At 71.3% G+C, this 15,610-nt stretch carries 16 protein-coding genes; 5 read left to right on the forward strand and 11 right to left on the reverse strand.

Annotated elements, in window-relative coordinates:
* Nucleotides 1–51 precede the first annotated feature (51 nt).
* The 3 genes from ACERZO_RS45730 to sigE all read right to left on the reverse strand — a co-directional run bounded on the left by ACERZO_RS45730 (nt 52) and on the right by sigE (nt 3,282).
* On the reverse strand, nt 52–1,569 hold the full coding sequence (locus ACERZO_RS45730) for a trypsin-like peptidase domain-containing protein (RefSeq protein WP_372672256.1): 1,518 nt from the start codon (nt 1,567–1,569) through the stop codon (nt 52–54).
* 469 nt (nt 1,570–2,038) lie between these two features.
* Complete coding sequence (locus ACERZO_RS45735; protein ID WP_372672257.1) at nt 2,039–2,686, reverse strand: anti-sigma factor family protein; 648 nt, start codon at nt 2,684–2,686, stop codon at nt 2,039–2,041.
* Nucleotides 2,683–3,282, reverse strand: a complete 600-nt coding sequence (sigE, locus tag ACERZO_RS45740) for an RNA polymerase sigma factor SigE (RefSeq protein WP_372672293.1) — start codon at nt 3,280–3,282, stop codon at nt 2,683–2,685. Before sigE ends, ACERZO_RS45735 begins: the two co-directional genes overlap by 4 nt.
* Before the next feature lie 209 nt (nt 3,283–3,491).
* Here sigE and ACERZO_RS45745 point away from each other — a divergent pair, with 209 nt between their 5' ends.
* Complete coding sequence (locus ACERZO_RS45745; protein WP_372672258.1) at nt 3,492–4,136, forward strand: O-methyltransferase; 645 nt, start codon at nt 3,492–3,494, stop codon at nt 4,134–4,136.
* Nucleotides 4,137–5,319: 1,183 nt separating this feature from the next.
* Here ACERZO_RS45745 and ACERZO_RS45750 read toward each other — a convergent pair.
* Nucleotides 5,320–6,507 (reverse strand): MFS transporter, encoded by a 1,188-nt coding sequence (locus ACERZO_RS45750; RefSeq protein WP_372672259.1) that lies wholly within the window; start codon nt 6,505–6,507, stop codon nt 5,320–5,322.
* 62 nt (nt 6,508–6,569) lie between these two features.
* Here ACERZO_RS45750 and ACERZO_RS45755 point away from each other — a divergent pair, with 62 nt between their 5' ends.
* On the forward strand, nt 6,570–7,472 hold the full coding sequence (locus ACERZO_RS45755) for a LysR family transcriptional regulator (protein ID WP_444843246.1): 903 nt from the start codon (nt 6,570–6,572) through the stop codon (nt 7,470–7,472).
* Between the two features lie 826 nt (nt 7,473–8,298).
* Here ACERZO_RS45755 and ACERZO_RS45760 read toward each other — a convergent pair.
* Together ACERZO_RS45760 and ACERZO_RS45765 are read right to left on the reverse strand one after the other, a co-directional pair.
* Nucleotides 8,299–9,753, reverse strand: coding sequence for a leucyl aminopeptidase family protein (locus ACERZO_RS45760; RefSeq protein WP_372672261.1), 1,455 nt, complete (start codon nt 9,751–9,753; stop codon nt 8,299–8,301).
* 89 nt (nt 9,754–9,842) lie between these two features.
* Nucleotides 9,843–10,010 (reverse strand): DUF3117 domain-containing protein, encoded by a 168-nt coding sequence (locus tag ACERZO_RS45765; RefSeq protein WP_013222969.1) that lies wholly within the window; start codon nt 10,008–10,010, stop codon nt 9,843–9,845.
* Nucleotides 10,011–10,207: 197 nt separating this feature from the next.
* Here ACERZO_RS45765 and ACERZO_RS45770 point away from each other — a divergent pair, with 197 nt between their 5' ends.
* Complete coding sequence (locus ACERZO_RS45770; protein WP_372672262.1) at nt 10,208–11,002, forward strand: enoyl-CoA hydratase-related protein; 795 nt, start codon at nt 10,208–10,210, stop codon at nt 11,000–11,002.
* Nucleotides 11,003–11,020: 18 nt separating this feature from the next.
* On the opposite strand, the gene ACERZO_RS45775 is transcribed toward ACERZO_RS45770, so the two are convergent.
* Genes ACERZO_RS45775 through ACERZO_RS45795 form a run of 5 tightly spaced genes read right to left on the reverse strand, consistent with a single transcriptional unit; the run spans nt 11,021 to nt 13,334 of the window.
* Entirely contained in the window at nt 11,021–11,584 is a 564-nt protein-coding gene (locus tag ACERZO_RS45775) for a DNA-3-methyladenine glycosylase I (protein WP_372672263.1), read from the reverse strand.
* Entirely contained in the window at nt 11,577–12,035 is a 459-nt protein-coding gene (locus ACERZO_RS45780; RefSeq protein WP_372672264.1) for an SRPBCC family protein, read from the reverse strand. The genes ACERZO_RS45775 and ACERZO_RS45780 overlap by 8 nt, the downstream gene beginning before the upstream one ends.
* Complete coding sequence (locus tag ACERZO_RS45785) at nt 12,032–12,355, reverse strand: DivIVA domain-containing protein (RefSeq protein ID WP_086681665.1); 324 nt, start codon at nt 12,353–12,355, stop codon at nt 12,032–12,034. The genes ACERZO_RS45780 and ACERZO_RS45785 overlap by 4 nt, the downstream gene beginning before the upstream one ends.
* The gene (locus tag ACERZO_RS45790) at nt 12,352–13,020 is read right to left on the reverse strand and encodes a permease prefix domain 1-containing protein (RefSeq protein ID WP_086681662.1); all 669 of its coding nucleotides are present in this window, start codon (nt 13,018–13,020) and stop codon (nt 12,352–12,354) included. The genes ACERZO_RS45785 and ACERZO_RS45790 overlap by 4 nt, the downstream gene beginning before the upstream one ends.
* Nucleotides 13,017–13,334: a helix-turn-helix transcriptional regulator gene (locus ACERZO_RS45795; protein WP_372672265.1), complete on the reverse strand. Its 318-nt coding sequence runs from the start codon at nt 13,332–13,334 to the stop codon at nt 13,017–13,019. The genes ACERZO_RS45790 and ACERZO_RS45795 overlap by 4 nt, the downstream gene beginning before the upstream one ends.
* Nucleotides 13,335–13,474: 140 nt before the next feature.
* On the opposite strand from ACERZO_RS45795, the gene ACERZO_RS45800 reads away from it, so the two are divergent.
* Complete coding sequence (locus ACERZO_RS45800) at nt 13,475–14,635, forward strand: cytochrome ubiquinol oxidase subunit I (RefSeq protein WP_372672266.1); 1,161 nt, start codon at nt 13,475–13,477, stop codon at nt 14,633–14,635.
* Nucleotides 14,636–14,638: 3 nt separating this feature from the next.
* Nucleotides 14,639–15,607 (forward strand): cytochrome d ubiquinol oxidase subunit II, encoded by a 969-nt coding sequence (locus tag ACERZO_RS45805; protein ID WP_372672267.1) that lies wholly within the window; start codon nt 14,639–14,641, stop codon nt 15,605–15,607.
* Nucleotides 15,608–15,610: the final 3 nt, after the last annotated feature.

Consider the following 15,610-nt stretch of genomic DNA (forward strand, 5'->3'; position numbering starts at 1 on the left):
CGCCCAGGGTACCCGCCCCGGCCCGCGCTCCGGCAGGCCGAACGCGGGAACTCAGTCGGAAGCCAGGGTTACGTCGACGACGAAGCTCGCGCCGTCCCGGACCAGCTGCACCGGCACGACCTGGCCGACGTCGTGGGCGCGCACCGCGACCGTCATCTCGGCCGAGTCGCGCACCAGGCGGCCGCCGATCTTCGTGATGACGTCGCCCTCCTTGATGCCGGCGTTCGCGGCCGGGCCTCCAGGCGCCACGTTCTTCACCTGGGCGCCCATGGTCGAGGAGCCGGCGACCGTCGACGACGCGTTGATGCCGATGTCGGCGTGCTGGACCTTGCCGTCCTTGATCAGCGCCTTCGCGATCTTGACCGCGTAGTCGCTCGGGATGGCGAAGCCGATGCCGATGCTGCCGCCGTCGGCGCCGGAGGAGCGGATCGAGGAGTTGATCCCGACGAGCGCACCGGTGGCGTCGACGAGCGCGCCGCCCGAGTTGCCGTGGTTGATGGCGGCGTCGGTCTGGATGGCTTCGTAGGTGACCGGCGGGGCGCCGTTGTCGCCGCCCGCGGTGATCGGGCGGTTGAGCGCGCTGACGATGCCGGCGGTCACGGAGTTCTGCAGCGCCAGCGGCGAGCCGATGGCCATCACGGTGTCGCCGACCTGCAGGTCCGCGGACTTGCCGATCTGCAGGACGGTCGGGTTGGTGACGTTGACCTTGACGACGGCGAGGTCGGTCTTCTGGTCGGAGCCGACGAGCTTGGCCTCGGTGCGGGTGCCGTCGATGAAGACGGCGGTGACCTTGACGCCCGGGTCGGCGCTCGCGGACGAGATGACGTGCTCGTTGGTGAGGATGTAGCCCTGCGGGTCGATCATGACGCCGGAGCCCTGCTCCCCGGAGTCGGCGCCGGGCTTGTAGACCTCGAGCGAGACGACGGCGGGCGCGACGCGCTTGGCGATTTCGGCGACGGAGCCGGCGGGGCGTTCCTTGGCGGCCTCGGCTTCGGAGATGGTGGCGGAGCCGGTGAGCTCGTTCCCGGTGTCGGCGACCCACCACCCGACGAGCCCCCCGACGGCCCCGACGAGCAGCGCGACGACACCGAGCAGCGCGAGCGCCTTCGGCTGCACGCGGCGGCCGAAGAGCACCTCGGGCAGGCTGAGCAGCGCGCCGGGTGGGCGTTTCGCGGGCTTTTCTTCGTCTTCGGCGGGCATCGCGGGCCCGGCGAGGACGGCTCCGGCGCCGGGATCGCGCCAGGGGTCGCTGGTGGTGTTCCAGAGGGGCGGATCGTGCGGTTTCGGTTCCGCCGTGGCTTCCCGCGGCCGTTCGAGCAGCACGCCTTCGGCCCCGGGCGGCCGCCGGAAGGCCTCGGCCAGCGACTCGGGTGCGGGCGGCGCGAGAGAGACGCCGTTGGGCTTCTGCGGGGTGTAGAGCTTGTCGAACGCACCGTCGACGCCGGTGGGCCTGCCGAAGACGGCGGCCTGAGCGGGATCGACGGCCGGGCGCGCGAGCGGCCGCGGCCCCAGCCGCTCGCCATCGCGCGCGCCGGGCTGCTCGGGATTCACGTTCGGCTCGGTCATCATTCCCCGGTGCAGAAGATCAGGTGGCTGGGCGTGACGATACCCAAGCCCAGTGCTCCGAGTCTGCCGGTCCGGCGGTGAAATGGCTGTTGCCCGAGTCTTGTCCGGCCGGCCGGCGCCACCGCGACCTCATGAAAGAGTCGTTCACCGCGCCTGACGACCTGAACGACCCTTTCATGACATTCGGGCCGCCGATCTCCGGGCATCGACTCCCACGCACCGAGAGGCGGCCCGCCGAACGTGTCGCGAAAGAGTCGTTCATGTCGTCGGACGCGGTGAACGAGTCGTTCACGACGCCTCGGCAGCCGCGCCGCGCTCCTCGAGCTGTGCCCGGCCCGGTCGCAAGCCGGAAGGCACTCCTGGGGACGGTCGGCTGACCCGCCGAGACCGGCCGCTGCCTGCGACGCACCCGCCCGGACATGCCGAAGGCCGCCACGAGGAATCCTCATGACGGCCTTCGTGGGAACAAGTCTCAGCGAATACCCGCCGGCACCGCGGCGGGCGTCGGGCTCACCGGGGTCGACGTCGGCACCACCGGCTGCGGCACCGCCATCTGGGCCGGCAGCAGGTTCGCCTGTTGCGGCGCCCCTCCCCCGGTCTCGGGCGCGCCGTCACCGCTGTCCGCCGTCGTCCCGACGAGGGCCAGCGCGCTCAGCACCAGGCCGGACACCACGACGCCGGCCCCCTGCGCGGCACGGCGCTTGAACCCGCCCACCACGTTCGGGGACTGGCCCAGCGGCGCCGATGATCCCAACGGCGCGACACCACCCAGCACGCCCGTGTCGCGCAGTCCCGCCACGCGGTCGGGGCGCTGGACCGCGACCAGCTGGCCGTCGGCCGTGATCGCCAGGTTGTCCGGCGTGCTCGGGAGCTCCGTGTGCTGCGGGATCGACTGCAGGCTCGCCAGGAACCCGGCCGACATAGACGGCGCCGACGCGCGCCGGATCGCCTCGACCGTCTGGCGCTGGGCGCGCACCTCGGCGGCGCACGCCGCGCAGCGCGTGATGTGCGACGCCGCGCGGTCGCGGGCGCCGTGCGAAAGCTCTCCGTCCACGAACGCCACCACGGCGTCCGGCATCAGGTGCGACTCGGGGAGTCCCCAGCCTCGCGGTGCTGTCATACCGTCACCTTCGCAGACTCCGGTGCGTAAGCGCGCCGGCGCTCGAGCGACGCCCGCAGCGCCTGGCGCCCGCGGTGGATCCGGCTGCGGACGGTGCCCAGCTTGACACCGAGCGTCGCGCCGATCTCCTCGTACGACAGCCCTTCGACGTCGCACAGCACGACGGCGGCGCGGAACTCCGGGGGCAGCTCGTCGAGCGCCGCCTGCAGGTCCGGGTCCAGGTGCGTGTCGGAGAAGACCTGCTCGGGGCTCGGGTCGTCGCCCACGATGCGGTCGGTGTCCTCGGGCAGGCCTTCCATCCGCACGCGAGAGCGGCGGCGGGCCATGTCGAGGAAGAGGTTCGTGGTGATCCGGTGCAGCCAGCCCTCGAACGTGCCGGGCTTGTAGGACGCCAACGACCGGAAGACCCGGATGAAGGTCTCCTGGGTGAGGTCCTCGGCGTCGTGCGTGTTGCCGGTAAGGCGGTAGGCGAGCCGGTAGACCCGGTCGCTGTGCTCGCGGACGACCTCGTCCCAGGACGGTGGCGTCCAAACCGCCTCGTCCAGGGACACGGGCTGAGCCGCGTCGGCGTCGTTTTCGGCAACGGCGTTCTGCATCGCGGGAGCAGGCACCTCCATCTGCGTAACTCCTGTCTGCTCCACCCAACGCGGGTCGTCGGCACGGTGTTCCCGTGTTCCTCACTGAGTCTGTCGGGACTCCTTATGGTTCTAGTGAGACTGGACTGAGAGCAGGCTGAGAACTTCTCCCCGGGTGCTTACCAGGGAGCCTGCGCGGATTTATCGACAACCAACGCTAACCTCCGTGCGTGAACACGCCCACCCCTGCGGCCGCACCGGCCGATTCCGGGTTCGTCGACGGGTACCTGCCCGACGACGAGGTGCTGTCCACGGCCCGGGCGCGGGCCGAGGACCTGGGCTGCACCCCGCTCAGCGCGGGTGCGGGCGCGACCTTGCGCTTCCTGGCCGCGACGCTGTGCGCGAAGGCGGTGGTCGAGGTCGGCACGGGGGCCGGGGTGAGCGGCCTGAGCCTGCTGCGCGGCATGGCCCCCGACGGCATCCTGACCTCGATCGACGTGGAACCGGAGTACCAGCGTGCGGCGCGCGCGACGTTCCGCGAGGCGGGCTACGCACCGGGCCGGACGCGGCTGATCATCGGGCGCGCGCTGGACGTGCTGCAGCGGCTGACGCCGGGTGGGTACGACCTGGTGTTCGTCGATTCCGCGCACATCGAGTACCCGGGGTGCTACGAGCTGGGTGTGTCGTTGCTGCGGCGGGGCGGGATCATCGCGTTCCACAACGTGTTGGCCGGTGGGAGGGTGATCGACCCGTCGCACCGGGATCCGGAGACGCTGGCTTTGCGCGAGGTCGCGCGGGCTTTCCGGGAGGACGAACGGCTGGTGCCGGCGCTGCTGCCGGTGGGTGGCGGGTTGCTGGTCGCGGCGGCTGTCTGAGCAGTTGCCCACAAGTCGCTCCGGCTGTGGACAACTGGGCTTCGGCGGGGTCTGTTGTCGGTGGGGACCGATAGACTGGAGCGGGGACGCCCCCCTGGGAGTGGCGGGGGCTCCGGCAAAGTCGGGTGGGGCGATGCTCCACCCGGCACCACCGCCCGCGGAACGCCGAGCCGAAGAGGCACTTCGGCGGGACGCCGAGCTTCGGCGGTCATCAACGACTCGTTCATCGCATCCGGCGAGGTAAACGACTCGTTCATGACGTTGCCGGCCACCGGACCGGCCGCACCGATCCGACTATGCCGGGACCCCGGCGTCGGACGCGACGAACGACCCGTTCATGCCACCGCCGCCTGAACGACTGCCCACCGCCTCGCCACGCCACGCCACAAAGGCCGACACCAAAGGCGAGAGGCCCTCGAGAACAGGCACCGACGAGGACCCAGGCTCCCCCGCACCCCGATCCGAAGCCAGAACACGGCCGGCGGCGCCGGGTCAAGGCATCTTTCCCGCCTTGACGCGGTGTTGCCGGGCGTAGTCACCATGACAGCTTCGGGGTGCCGGAAGGGCTTTGACAGGACAGCTGCCCCGCCCCCACCTCACGCGACCCGAATGCACGTTCCCCGAGCCCCGCCCCGCCCCAACGCCATGACCCATTCAAGTCACCTGACGCTAGGGCTCCAGCAAAGTCGGGCGGGGCGATGCTCCGCCCGGCACCACCGCCCGCGGAACGCCAGGCCGAAGAGGCGCTTCGGCGGGACGCCGAGCTTCGATAGTCATCAACGACTCGTTCATCGCATCCGGCGAGGTAAACGACCCGTTCATGACGTCACCGGCCCCCGGACCCGCCGCACCGATCCGACTTTGCCGGGACCCTGCCTGGGAGTGGCGGGGGCTGTCTGGTGGGGCTGGGGGCTTTGCGCAGTGGTCCCGGCCGCTTCGGCGGTGGACGTGTCGTCGCTGGGCCGTCCGCTGGCGGGACCCGGCAAACTCCGAGCCCGGCGGATTGCCGTGGGCGCAGGTCGGCGACCTCTTCAGCAGCTGTCTTGAATGAGTCATTCAGGGCGTGCGAGGTCCTGAATGACTCATTCAAGACGTTTGGCCAGGGCGCTACCCCGTCGTCCGGCGCCGGGAGAGTTGAGCCGGGCGACTTGGCGGGGACCCTGTCCGGTCGAGCTGAGGCGACTCAGGCAGCGTTCACCAGCTCGCGCCGCCCTTCGTGGACTCGCGTGCCAACGCCGACCGCGGCCGCCGCCAGCAGCAGCCACACCGCCACCAGCGCGATCAGCCACAGCCAGCCCACGTGCCCGTAAACCCACGCTCCCGCCGCCCCTCCGACGCTGCTCCCCAGGTAGTACGTCGCCGTGTACATGCCGCCCACCTGCCCGCGCGCGTTCTCCGGGGCGTCCGCCGCCGCCCAGCCGTTCGCCACCGCGTGCGCTGCGAAGAACGCGCACGTCAGGACCAAGAAACCCGCGATCACCAGCGGCAACGAGTCCGGCAACGTCAGCGCCGCACCCAAGGCCGTCAGCAGCAGCGCGCCGATCAACGCGCGACGGCGGCCGACGCGTGCCACCAGTCGCCCGGCCGCCGCAGACGACACCGAGCCCGTCGCGTACGCCAGGAACACCAGGGACGCGATCGCCGGCGACAGGTCCAGCGGGTCGCCCGTCAGCCGGAAACCGGCCGCGTTGTAGAGCGCGACGAACGAGCCCATCGCCAGCAGCGCGACCGCGTACTGCGCCAGCAGGACCGGCTTGCTCAACGCCGTGAGCAGGCCTTTCGCGACGGCGCGGAGCTGCGCGTCGCCGCGGGGGCGGGTGCCCGGCGGCAGCGTCACGACGGTAATCGCCGAGCAGATCGCACCCACGCCCGCGACGACGTACAGCGCGCCGCGCCAGCCCAGCGGGCCGGCGGTGAACCCGCTGGCCAGCCGGCCGAGCATGCCGCCGATGGTGTTGCCCGCGATCATCGCCCCGACGGCCGCCGCGACGCCCGCGCGGCCGAGCCGTTCGGCCAGGTACGCCGCCGCGACGCCGGGGAATCCCGCGATGGCGACGCCCTGAACAGCGCGAAGGACGAGCAGCGCCGGGTACGTCGGCATCAGCGGCAGCAGCAGGCCGAAGACGACGGACGCGATCACCGACGTCAGGATCACCGGCCGCCGGCCGACGACCTCGGACAGCGCCGCGATCGGCAGGACGGCGATGGCGAGCGCGCCGGTCGCAACGCTGACCGCCAGCGCCGCGCCGCCGGGGTCGAGGTGGTACTGCGCGGCGAGCTGGGGCAGCACCGGCTGCGGCGCGTAGAGCAGGGCGAAGGAGGAGATCCCGGCCGCAGCTACGGCGGTCTTGACTCGGCGCGTGGAAGTCACCACCTGAAAGTAAGCAGGCCTAACCAATACGTCTAATGCACTTGACTGGCAGAATCGATGCGGTGACGTATGACTCGCTGTCGGCGCAGGTGGCGCCGCACCTGCCGCTGCTGGCCGCCCTGCGGGAGACGAGGAACATCACACGCGCGGCCGAGCTGCTGGGCGTGCCGCAGCCGACGGTGAGCCGCCGGCTCGCGGCACTGGCCGACGCACTGGGGGCGCCGCTGACGGTCCCGGACGGCCGCGGCATCCGCCTCACGCGCGCGGCGGAACTGCTGGCGGAAGCGGCTGAACGCGGTCTGGCGGCGGTGGAGAGCGGGGTCCGGCTGGCGCGCGAGGAGGTGGCGCCGGAGTCGGGACACGTGGTGCTGGGGTTCCTGCACCTGCTCGGGCGGTCGCTGGTGCCTTCGCTGCTGCGCGGGTACCGGGCGCGGTTCCCGGGGGTGCGGTTCACGCTGGTCCAGGGTTCGCGGCAGGACATGGTCGACCGGCTGGCGGACGGCGAGCTGGACCTGGCGCTGGTGGCGCCGCTGCCATCGGTGCCGTCACTGGCGTCGGCGGGACTGGTGGACGAGGAGATCCTGCTATCGGTCCCGGCAGGCCACCACCTGGCGGGGCGGCGCTCGGTGCGGGTAGCGGAGCTGGAGCCGGAGGAGTTCGTGCTGCTGGAGCAGGGGTACGGGGTCCGGACGCTGACGGACGAACTGTGCGCGGCGGCGGGGTTCACACCGCGGATCGCTTTCGAGGGCCAGGAGTCGGACACGGTGCGGGGCCTGGTGGCGGCGGGGTTGGGAGTGGCGCTGCTGCCACGGTTCGGGCCGGGGACGCCGGCAGGGGTGGCAGAGGTGCCGCTGGAGCCGCGGCCGTACCGGACGATTGGGCTGGTGTGGCGGGCGGAGGAGCCGATGACCCCGGCGGTGGCGGGCTTTCGCGACCACGTGCTGACGACGGCTGCCGGAGGTTGAAGCCAGCAGGGCCGCCGCCGGACAGGCCCCCGCCCAACCCTGGCAGGGTCCCGGCAAAGTCGGATCGGTGCGGCCGGTCCGGTGGCCGGTGACGTCATGAACGGGTCGTTTACCTCGCCGGATGCGATGAACGAGTCGTTGATAACCACCGAAGCTCGGCATTCTGCCGAAGCGTCTCTTCGGTCCAGCGTTCCGCGGGCGGTGGTGCTCGCCCCGCCCGGCTGGTGGAGCCCTGGCGTCAGGTGACTGGAATGGGTCATGGCGTGTGGGGCGGGGCGGGGCGGGGCTTGGGGACGTGCATTCGGGTCGCGTGAGGTGGGGTGGGGGCAGCTGTCCTGCCAAAGCGCCTTCCGGCACCCCGAAGCTGTCATGGTGACTACGGCCGGCAACACCGCGTCAAGGCGGGAAAGATGCCTTGACCCGGCGCTGCCGGCCGTGTTGTGGCTTCGGATCGGGGTGCGGGGGAGTCTGGGTTCTCGTCGGTGCCTGTTCTCGGGGGGCCTCTTGCCTTTGGTGTCGGCTTTTGGGGCGAGGCGAGGCGCTGGGCAGTCGTTCAGGCGGCGGCTGGCATGCACGAGTCGTTCACCTCGCCGGATGCGATGAACGAGTCGTTCATGACCGCCGAAGCTCGGCATCCTGCCGAAGCGCCTCTCCGGCCCGGCGCCCCGCGGGCGGTGGTGCCGGGCGGAGCACCGCCCCACCCGACTTCGCCGGAGCCCCGCCCGTCCCTGGGGGGCGATCCCGAGTCCAGTCTATCGGCCCCCACCGACAACACCGGCCCCGAACAGCGGGTTGTCCACAGCCCAACCGACCTGTGGACGACCCCTCAGCCCAGCGAAGCCGCCAGCTCCACCAACGTCCGCGCCGCGAAGCCCGTCGCGCCCGGGACCACCTCGTCGTAGTTCTTCTCGGACCGCGCCGGCCCCGCGATGTCCATGTGCGCCCACGGCAGGCCCTCCGTGAACTCCCGCAAGAACAACGCCGCCGTGATGCTTCCCGGGCCCGCCGGGGTCTGGCGCACGTCGCCGAACTCGCCGCGGACGTTCTCCGCGTAGTCCTCCACCAGCGGCATTCGCCACCACGCCTCGCCGACCCGCGCGCCCGCCGCCACTACCGAGGCGGCCAGCGCTGTGTCCGAGGTGAAGAACCCGCCCGTTCGCAGACCCAACGACACCTTCATCGCGCCCGTCAGCGTGGCCGCGTCGATCACCGTGTCCGGGCTGAAGCGGCGGATTCCGTACGCCAGCGCGTCGGCCAGGACCATGCGGCCCTCCGCGTCCGTGTTGCCGACCTCGGTCGTCTTGCCGCCGTAGTGCCGCACGATGTCGCCCGGCCGGTACGACGACCCCGACACGTGGTTCTCCGCGCACGGGACCAGCGCCGTCACCCGGACCGGGAGCCCCAGCTCCGCGATCGCGCGCGTGGCCGCGATCACCGCCGCGCCGCCCGCCATGTCCGTGCGCATCAAGTGCATCCCGTCGGCCGGCTTGATCGACAGGCCGCCCGTGTCGAACGTGATGCCCTTGCCCACCAGCAGCAAGTGCCGGGACGCCCCCGACGGCTTGTACGCCATCTCGATCAGCCGCGGCGGCCGCGACGACCCGCCGCCGACCGCCAGGACGCCGCCGAAACCCTGGGTCGCCAGCCACTTCTCGTCGCGGACCGACACCTCGACGCGGGGGCCGGCCACGCGGGCCGCCGTGTCCGCCAGCCACGCCGGCGTCTTCACGTTGGACGGTGTGTTCGCCAGGTCCCGGGTCAGCGCCGTCGCCGCGGCGAGCACCGACGCCCGGGAAACCAGCTCGCCGACACCCGGATCGGACGTCACCAGCCGGACCGTCCGCACGGACGGCGCGGGATCGGAACCGGTCACCTTGAACTTGTAGCCGCCGAGCAGCAGGCCCAGCGCCAGCTCGGTGACGTGCTCACCGGACGCCTCCTCCGGCAGCTCCAGCTGCACCGCGCGGAACGCCTTGCCGCCGTGGTCGACGTCGTCGGCCAAAGCCGCGTTGACCGCGCGGACCAGCGCCGCGCCCGCCTTCCGGTACTGCTTCGGCTCGCCGTCGCCCAGGCCCGCCACCCACCGGGGACCGTCGGCCGGGACCGTCTGCACGTCGCCCGCCTTGCCGGTGATCCGGACGCCGCCGATCTCCAGCGGCTCGGACTCGACGTCGTCGGCCGGCGCCGTCACCAGCCGGGCCGTCGGGGCGCCGCGACGCAGGTCGCCCGCGACCTCGATCTCGAGCAGGTTGGTCGGAACGGGGGGTAGCGGATTACGCACAGTGAGCAACCTTCGGGCGCAGAGGAACCGCGACCCCGGCCTCCGAAGGGAGACCGGGGTGCGACGGAAGGACGGTTCGGGGGGATCGGCTAGCCGGTGACCTCCGCCAAAGCGGCGCCGAGGTCCTTCGCTTCTTCCGCGGAGAGTTCGACGACGAGTCGCCCACCACCCTCGAGCGGTACGCGCATCACGAGGCCCCGCCCCTCCTTAGTCACTTCGAGGGGACCATCTCCGGTCCGGGGCTTCATGGCCGCCATAGCGTGCTCCCTCCGTCTCAACCGGCGCGCCCGGGTCGCGCTCGCGTGAAAGCCAGCCGGGTCTGGTGTCCATTGTCCCTCATCAGCGGCCGGGCGCATCAGCGGACCGATCTTTTGCCGCTGTATCGGTGCTGGTATGCGGCTCGCACCGGATGAAAGACTGTCGGACGACCGACGTTTCCGCGCAAGGAGAAGACGTGACCACATCCGACGTCCTGTTGACCGCCGACGCCGACGGGGTACGCACCCTGACCCTCAACCGGCCGCAGGCGTACAACTCGCTGACCGTCGAGCTGAAGGAAGCACTGCTCGCGGCGCTGCGCGAGGCGTCCGGCGACGAAACCGTCCGCGCGGTCGTGCTGACCGGTTCCGGCAAGGCGTTCTGCGCCGGCCAGGATCTGAAGGAGCACGTGGGCCTGCTCCAGGCGGGTGACCCCGCTCCGCTACACACGGTGAAGGAGCACTACAACCCGATCGTCAAGGCGATCGTGTCGATGGAGAAGCCGGTGATCGCGGCGATCAACGGCACGGCCGCCGGTGCCGGGGCCGCCTTCGCCTACGCCAGCGACCTTCGGATCGCCGCCGAGTCGTCGTCGTTCCTGATGGCCTTCGCCAACGTCGGCCTCGGCCCGGACTCGGGCGCGTCGTGGACGCTGCAGCGGCTGGTCGGCTACGGCCGCGCCGCCGAGCTGATGCTGCTCGCCCGGACCGTCGACGCGGCGGAGGCACTGCGCCTAGGCCTGGTCGGCGAGGTCGTGCCGGACGAAGAACTGCCGGCCCGCGCCCAGAAGGTCGCGGCGAAGCTGGCGAACGGGCCGACGGTCGCCTACGCGAAGATCAAGAGCGTGCTCAACCTGGCCGCGCAGTCGACGTTCGAGGAAGCCCTCGACGCCGAGGACGCCGCCCAGACCGCGCTCGGCGCGACCGCCGACCACACCGAGGCCGTCGAGGCCTTCGTCGGCAAGCGCAAGCCGAACTTCCAGGGCAAGTAGCCGCCGGCTGCTTCCGGGTCAGGCGGCCCGGAAGCAGCCGGAGACGTGGTCGTCGACCATGCCGGTGGCCTGCATCAGCGCGTAGCACGTGGTCGGGCCGAGGAAGACGAACCCGCGCTTCTTCAGCTCCTTCGCCATCGCCTTGGACTCGTCGGTGATGGCCGGGACGTCGGCCATCGTCGCGGGACGCTGGTGCGAGGAAGGCGCGAACGACCACAGCAGGTCGTCCAGCGGCGTGTCCAGCGAAGCGATCGCCTGCGCGTTCTTGATCGCCGCCAGGATCTTCGCCCGGTTCCGCACGATCGACGCGTCCTGCATCAGCCGCTCGACGTCGGCGTCGCCGAACTTCGCCACCTTCGCCGGCTTGAAGTGCTTGAACGCCTTCCGGAAGCCCTCCCGCTTGCGCAGGATCGTGATCCACGACAGCCCCGACTGGAACGACTCGAGGCACAGCCGCTCGTACAGCTCGTCCTGGCCGTGGAGCGGGACGCCCCACTCCTCGTCGTGGTAGGCGACGTAGTCCGGCGTCGAATTGCCCCAGCTGCACCGCGCGACGCCGTCGGCGCCGACAAGCTCACTCATCCCCACCCACCGAATAGTCCTCCGCGAACCGCGCGAACCGCCGCAGCGACAGGCGCACCCCCAGCGCGAACGCCGGCCGCACGACCGGCCAGCCCAGCCGGCCCAGCGGCCCGAACGGCAGCCGCAGGTGCTCGGCCCAGACGAACGTCGAACGCGTCGCGCCCTTCGGCACCACCTGGAACACGCCCGTGCCCTGCACGACGCTGCCGAGGTGCCGGACGCCGCACCGCACCGGCGGCTCCCAGCTGGTGATCTCCATCGTGTCCGTGAACCCGAGGCCGGCCAGCCCGGTGAACGCCGCGATCCGCGAGCCGACGCTGCGCCCGTTGCCCTCGACGACCTCGACCTCGGTGCCGAGCATCCACTCGCCCTGGCGCGTCCAGTCCGTCAGCGCGAGCCAGGTCGTCCCGGCCGGCGCGCGGACGTCGACCGACAGGATCAGATCCGTCACTGGGCGCCTTCGGGCGAGCTCTCCCGCTCGCGTTCACGCTGCTCCAGCTCGGCGACGCGGGTGCGCAGCTCGTCGAGCTCGACGCCGAGGCGGCGCATCACCCAGTCCACTTCGGACATCTTGTAGCCGCGCAGCACCAGCTGGAACCGGACCTCGGTCAGGTCCTCGCCGGTGATGTCCTCGGCGGGCAGCCGCGTCGGCGAACTGCCCGGGGGCAGCGGGGCGAGCTCCTCACCCCGGCCGAACACGACCGCGGCGAGCAGGAACACCACGGCGGCCACCAGCAGCATGACTACGAGGTAGATCAGCGCGGTCGTCACGCGACGATCGTGGCATACCCGCCCCACGATCGTCTCGCGAGCACGACGAGCCGCAGCGAAAGCAGCACCCAGGCGACCATCAACAGGACGCACGGGACGCTCAAGAACAGCCTCGAGACGTCGACCAGGCCGGTCGAGCCGATGACCAGCCCGACCGAGGCGAGGTTGATGCCGACGGCCAGCGCGATCAGGACGCCGCAGAACCGGGCGAGCCGGACGGCGTCGAGGCGGCGGCTGAGCCAGCGGGTGCCCAGCAGGGCGATCAGGCCGATCACCGGCACCACGAAGACGGCGCCGTGGGTGGTGTGGGCGACCACCTTGTACCACTCCGGCGTGGGCGTCGACAGCTTCGTCCACTCGCCGAAGGTGAGGATCCGGGCGTAGTCCCAGGACGCCTGCATCAGCGGGACGCCGATGACGAGCTTCCACAGCGTCCGGACACCGCTGAGCATGCCGAGCTCGGCCTGGTAGTCGCGGGCGACGACCGCCGCCGGGCCGAAGTCGGCGACCGCGCGGCGCTCGGCGTCCTCGTCGCTCCAGCCGCCCGCGCGGTAGGCGTCCGCGGCGTCGTGCAGCCCGTCGCGGGCTTCGTCCAGCAGGTCGGCCTTGAACCGGCCGCAGCCGTGCAGCCTGCGGTCCAAGTCGCCCAGGTATTCGTCGATCATGTCCCCAGCACTCCCCCGATGACCGTGGTGAACTCCCGCCACTCGGCGCGTTCGGCGGCCAGGGCCTGGTGCCCCGAGCGGGTGAGGCGGTAGGTCCGGCGCTTGCGGCCGGACACGACGTCCCACTCGCTGGCCAGCCAGCCGGCCCGCTCGAGCCGGCGCAGCGCCGGGTAGACGGTGCCGGTGGGCAGGTCGAGCGCGCCGTCGCTGCGCAGCTGGAGCGCCTCGATGATCGCGTAGCCGTGCAGCTTGCGGCCGTCGAGCACGGCCAGCAGCAGCGCGTCGAGGTGACCGCGCAAGGTGTCCGCCTTCATAGGTACGTAGTCTACGCATGCCCACCCCGGCACGCTATTACCGGGACACTCCGGACACACCGGGGTATTTCCCGGAGATGACCCGGATCTCATGGATTTGGCAGCTACATGTAGCCAGGCTACGTATATAGTCGCTCGGCATGGACGCACTCCCGGTCGCGAGACTCCAGTTCGCGACGACGACCTCGTTCCACTTCCTGTTCGTGCTGCTCACACTGGGGTTGGTCACGCTGGTGGCCGTGATGCAGACGCGCTGGACGCTCGGCAGCAAGCCGGAGCTGCTGCGGATGACCCGCTTCTGGGGCCGTCTGTACGTGATCAATTACGCGCTGGGGATCGTCACCGGAATCGTGATGGAATTCCAGTTCGGGCTGACCTGGACCGGGCTTTCCGCATTCGCCGGCGACGTCTTCGGCGCGCCACTGGCCATCGAAACGCTGGTCGCCTTCTTCCTGGAGTCGACGTTCCTGGGCCTGTGGATCTTCGGCTTCGGGCGCCTGAACAAGTGGCTGCACCTGACGCTGATCTGGCTGGTGACGCTGACCGCGTACGCGTCGGCGCTGTTCATCATGCTGGCCAACTCGTTCCTGCAGAACCCGGTCGGCAGCCGGCTCGAAGGCGGCACGCTGCACCTCGACGACTTCGGCGCGCTGTTCTCGAACCCGGCGCTGGCCGCGTCGCTGCCGCACGTGCTCAGCGCGGCGCTGGTGACCGGCGGGTTCTTCGTGGTCGGCGTCAGCGCGTGGCACTTCCTCAAGCGCACGGCCGAGGTCGAGTTCTTCCGCCGCTCGATGCGGATCGGCGTGGTCGCCGCGCTCGTCGGCTCGATCTTCGTCGTCAACCAGGGCTTCGCGCAGTTCGGCCAGCTCAAGATGTACCAGCCGGACAAGCTGGGCGAGGCCGCGGTGGGCGCGCCGCTCGGGGCGATGATCATGCTCGGGTTCCTGATGTTCCTCTGCGCGCTCCTCGGCACGCTGCTGCTGGTCAGGAACTGGATCACCAAGGCCCGGTTCCTGCACTACCTGATGGTCGCGGCGATCCCGTTGCCGTTCGTCGCCGCGATCATGGGCTGGCTGGTGCGCGAGCTCGGCCGCCAGCCGTGGCTGGTCTGGGGGAAGCTGCGCACCGCGGACGCGATCGCGGGCGTCCCCGCCGGCCAGATCCTGTTCTCCTTCATCGCCTTTTCCGTGCTGTTCGCCGCGCTCGCGGTGGCCGACTGGGTGCTCATGGCGCGCGTCGCCAAGCGCGGCCCGGACCCGGTCGACGAGCCCGCCGAACTGCCCGTCCTGAGCGGAGTCTGATCGATGGCGACTTTCTGGTGGTGCGTGCTCGGCCTGCTGACCTGCGGGTACTTCGCGCTGGCGGGCTACGACTACGGCGTCGGCATGCTGCTGCCCGCGTTCGAGGCCGACGAACGGAAGCGGCGGCGGACGCTCGGCGCGCTCGGGCCGTTCTTCCTGGCCAACGAGGTGTGGCTGGTGGCGGCGGTCGGCCTGCTCTTCGGCGCGTTCCCGCACCTGGAGGGCAAGGTGTTTTCCGGGGCGTACGTCCTGGTCGTGACGCTGCTGCTCGGCCTGGTCACGTTCACGGCGTCGATGCAGCTGCGCAGCCGCCGCCCGGACGCGCGGCGCGGCGCCTGGACGGCCGGCATCGTCGGCGGCGCGCTGGTGACGGCGCTGTCGTGGGGCCTGTTCCTCGGCAACCTGGTGCTCGGGCTGCCGCCGATCGCCGACGTGCTCGCGTTCTTCAACCCGTTCGCGGCACTGTGGGCGCTCGGGTTCGTCGCGTTGTTCTGCTTGCAGGGCGCGACGTTCCTCGCGGTCCGCGCACCGGCGGAGCTGACCGGCCGCGCGGTGCGGCTGGCGCGCTCGTTCGTGCCGCCGGTGTTCGCGTTCCTGGTGATCGCGACGGGCTGGGGGTTCTTCACGCTGGACGGCGTGACGGCGCTCGGCGCGGCCGTGGCCGTGCTGGCTTTCGCGGCTCTCGCCGTGGCCTGGCTCGGTTTGCGGACCCGGCGGTACCGCGTGGCGCTCGTCGGGTCGATGGTGCTGGCGGCGTGCCCGGCGCTGCTGGCCGGGACGCTGCGGTTCCCGACCGTGCTGCTGTCTTCCGGATCCGCGCTGACCGTCGGCGACGCGGCGACGACGTCCGGGACGTTCACGATCCTGGGCTGGTTCGCCGCGCCGGCACTGGTCGTGCTGCTGGTGGTGCAGTGGCTGACCTGGCGCGCGCACCGCCACCCCGTCGACCAGCGCTCGCTGCTGCACTTCTAGGAG

This window comes from Amycolatopsis kentuckyensis (assembly GCF_041679295.1).
Taxonomy (GTDB): domain Bacteria; phylum Actinomycetota; class Actinomycetes; order Mycobacteriales; family Pseudonocardiaceae; genus Amycolatopsis; species Amycolatopsis kentuckyensis_A.

Coding starts and splice junctions, on each gene's coding strand:
- ACERZO_RS45730 (WP_372672256.1), bottom strand. CDS start 1,569: ATGATGACCGAGCCGAACGTGAATCCCGAGCAGCCCGGCGCGCGCGAT.
- ACERZO_RS45735 (WP_372672257.1), bottom strand. CDS start 2,686: ATGACAGCACCGCGAGGCTGGGGACTCCCCGAGTCGCACCTGATGCCG.
- sigE (WP_372672293.1), bottom strand. CDS start 3,282: ATGCAGAACGCCGTTGCCGAAAACGACGCCGACGCGGCTCAGCCCGTG.
- ACERZO_RS45765 (WP_013222969.1), bottom strand. CDS start 10,010: ATGGCGGCCATGAAGCCCCGGACCGGAGATGGTCCCCTCGAAGTGACT.
- ACERZO_RS45775 (WP_372672263.1), bottom strand. CDS start 11,584: ATGAGTGAGCTTGTCGGCGCCGACGGCGTCGCGCGGTGCAGCTGGGGC.
- ACERZO_RS45790 (WP_086681662.1), bottom strand. CDS start 13,020: ATGATCGACGAATACCTGGGCGACTTGGACCGCAGGCTGCACGGCTGC.
- ACERZO_RS45795 (WP_372672265.1), bottom strand. CDS start 13,334: ATGAAGGCGGACACCTTGCGCGGTCACCTCGACGCGCTGCTGCTGGCC.
- ACERZO_RS45800 (WP_372672266.1), top strand. CDS start 13,475: ATGGACGCACTCCCGGTCGCGAGACTCCAGTTCGCGACGACGACCTCG.
- ACERZO_RS45805 (WP_372672267.1), top strand. CDS start 14,639: ATGGCGACTTTCTGGTGGTGCGTGCTCGGCCTGCTGACCTGCGGGTAC.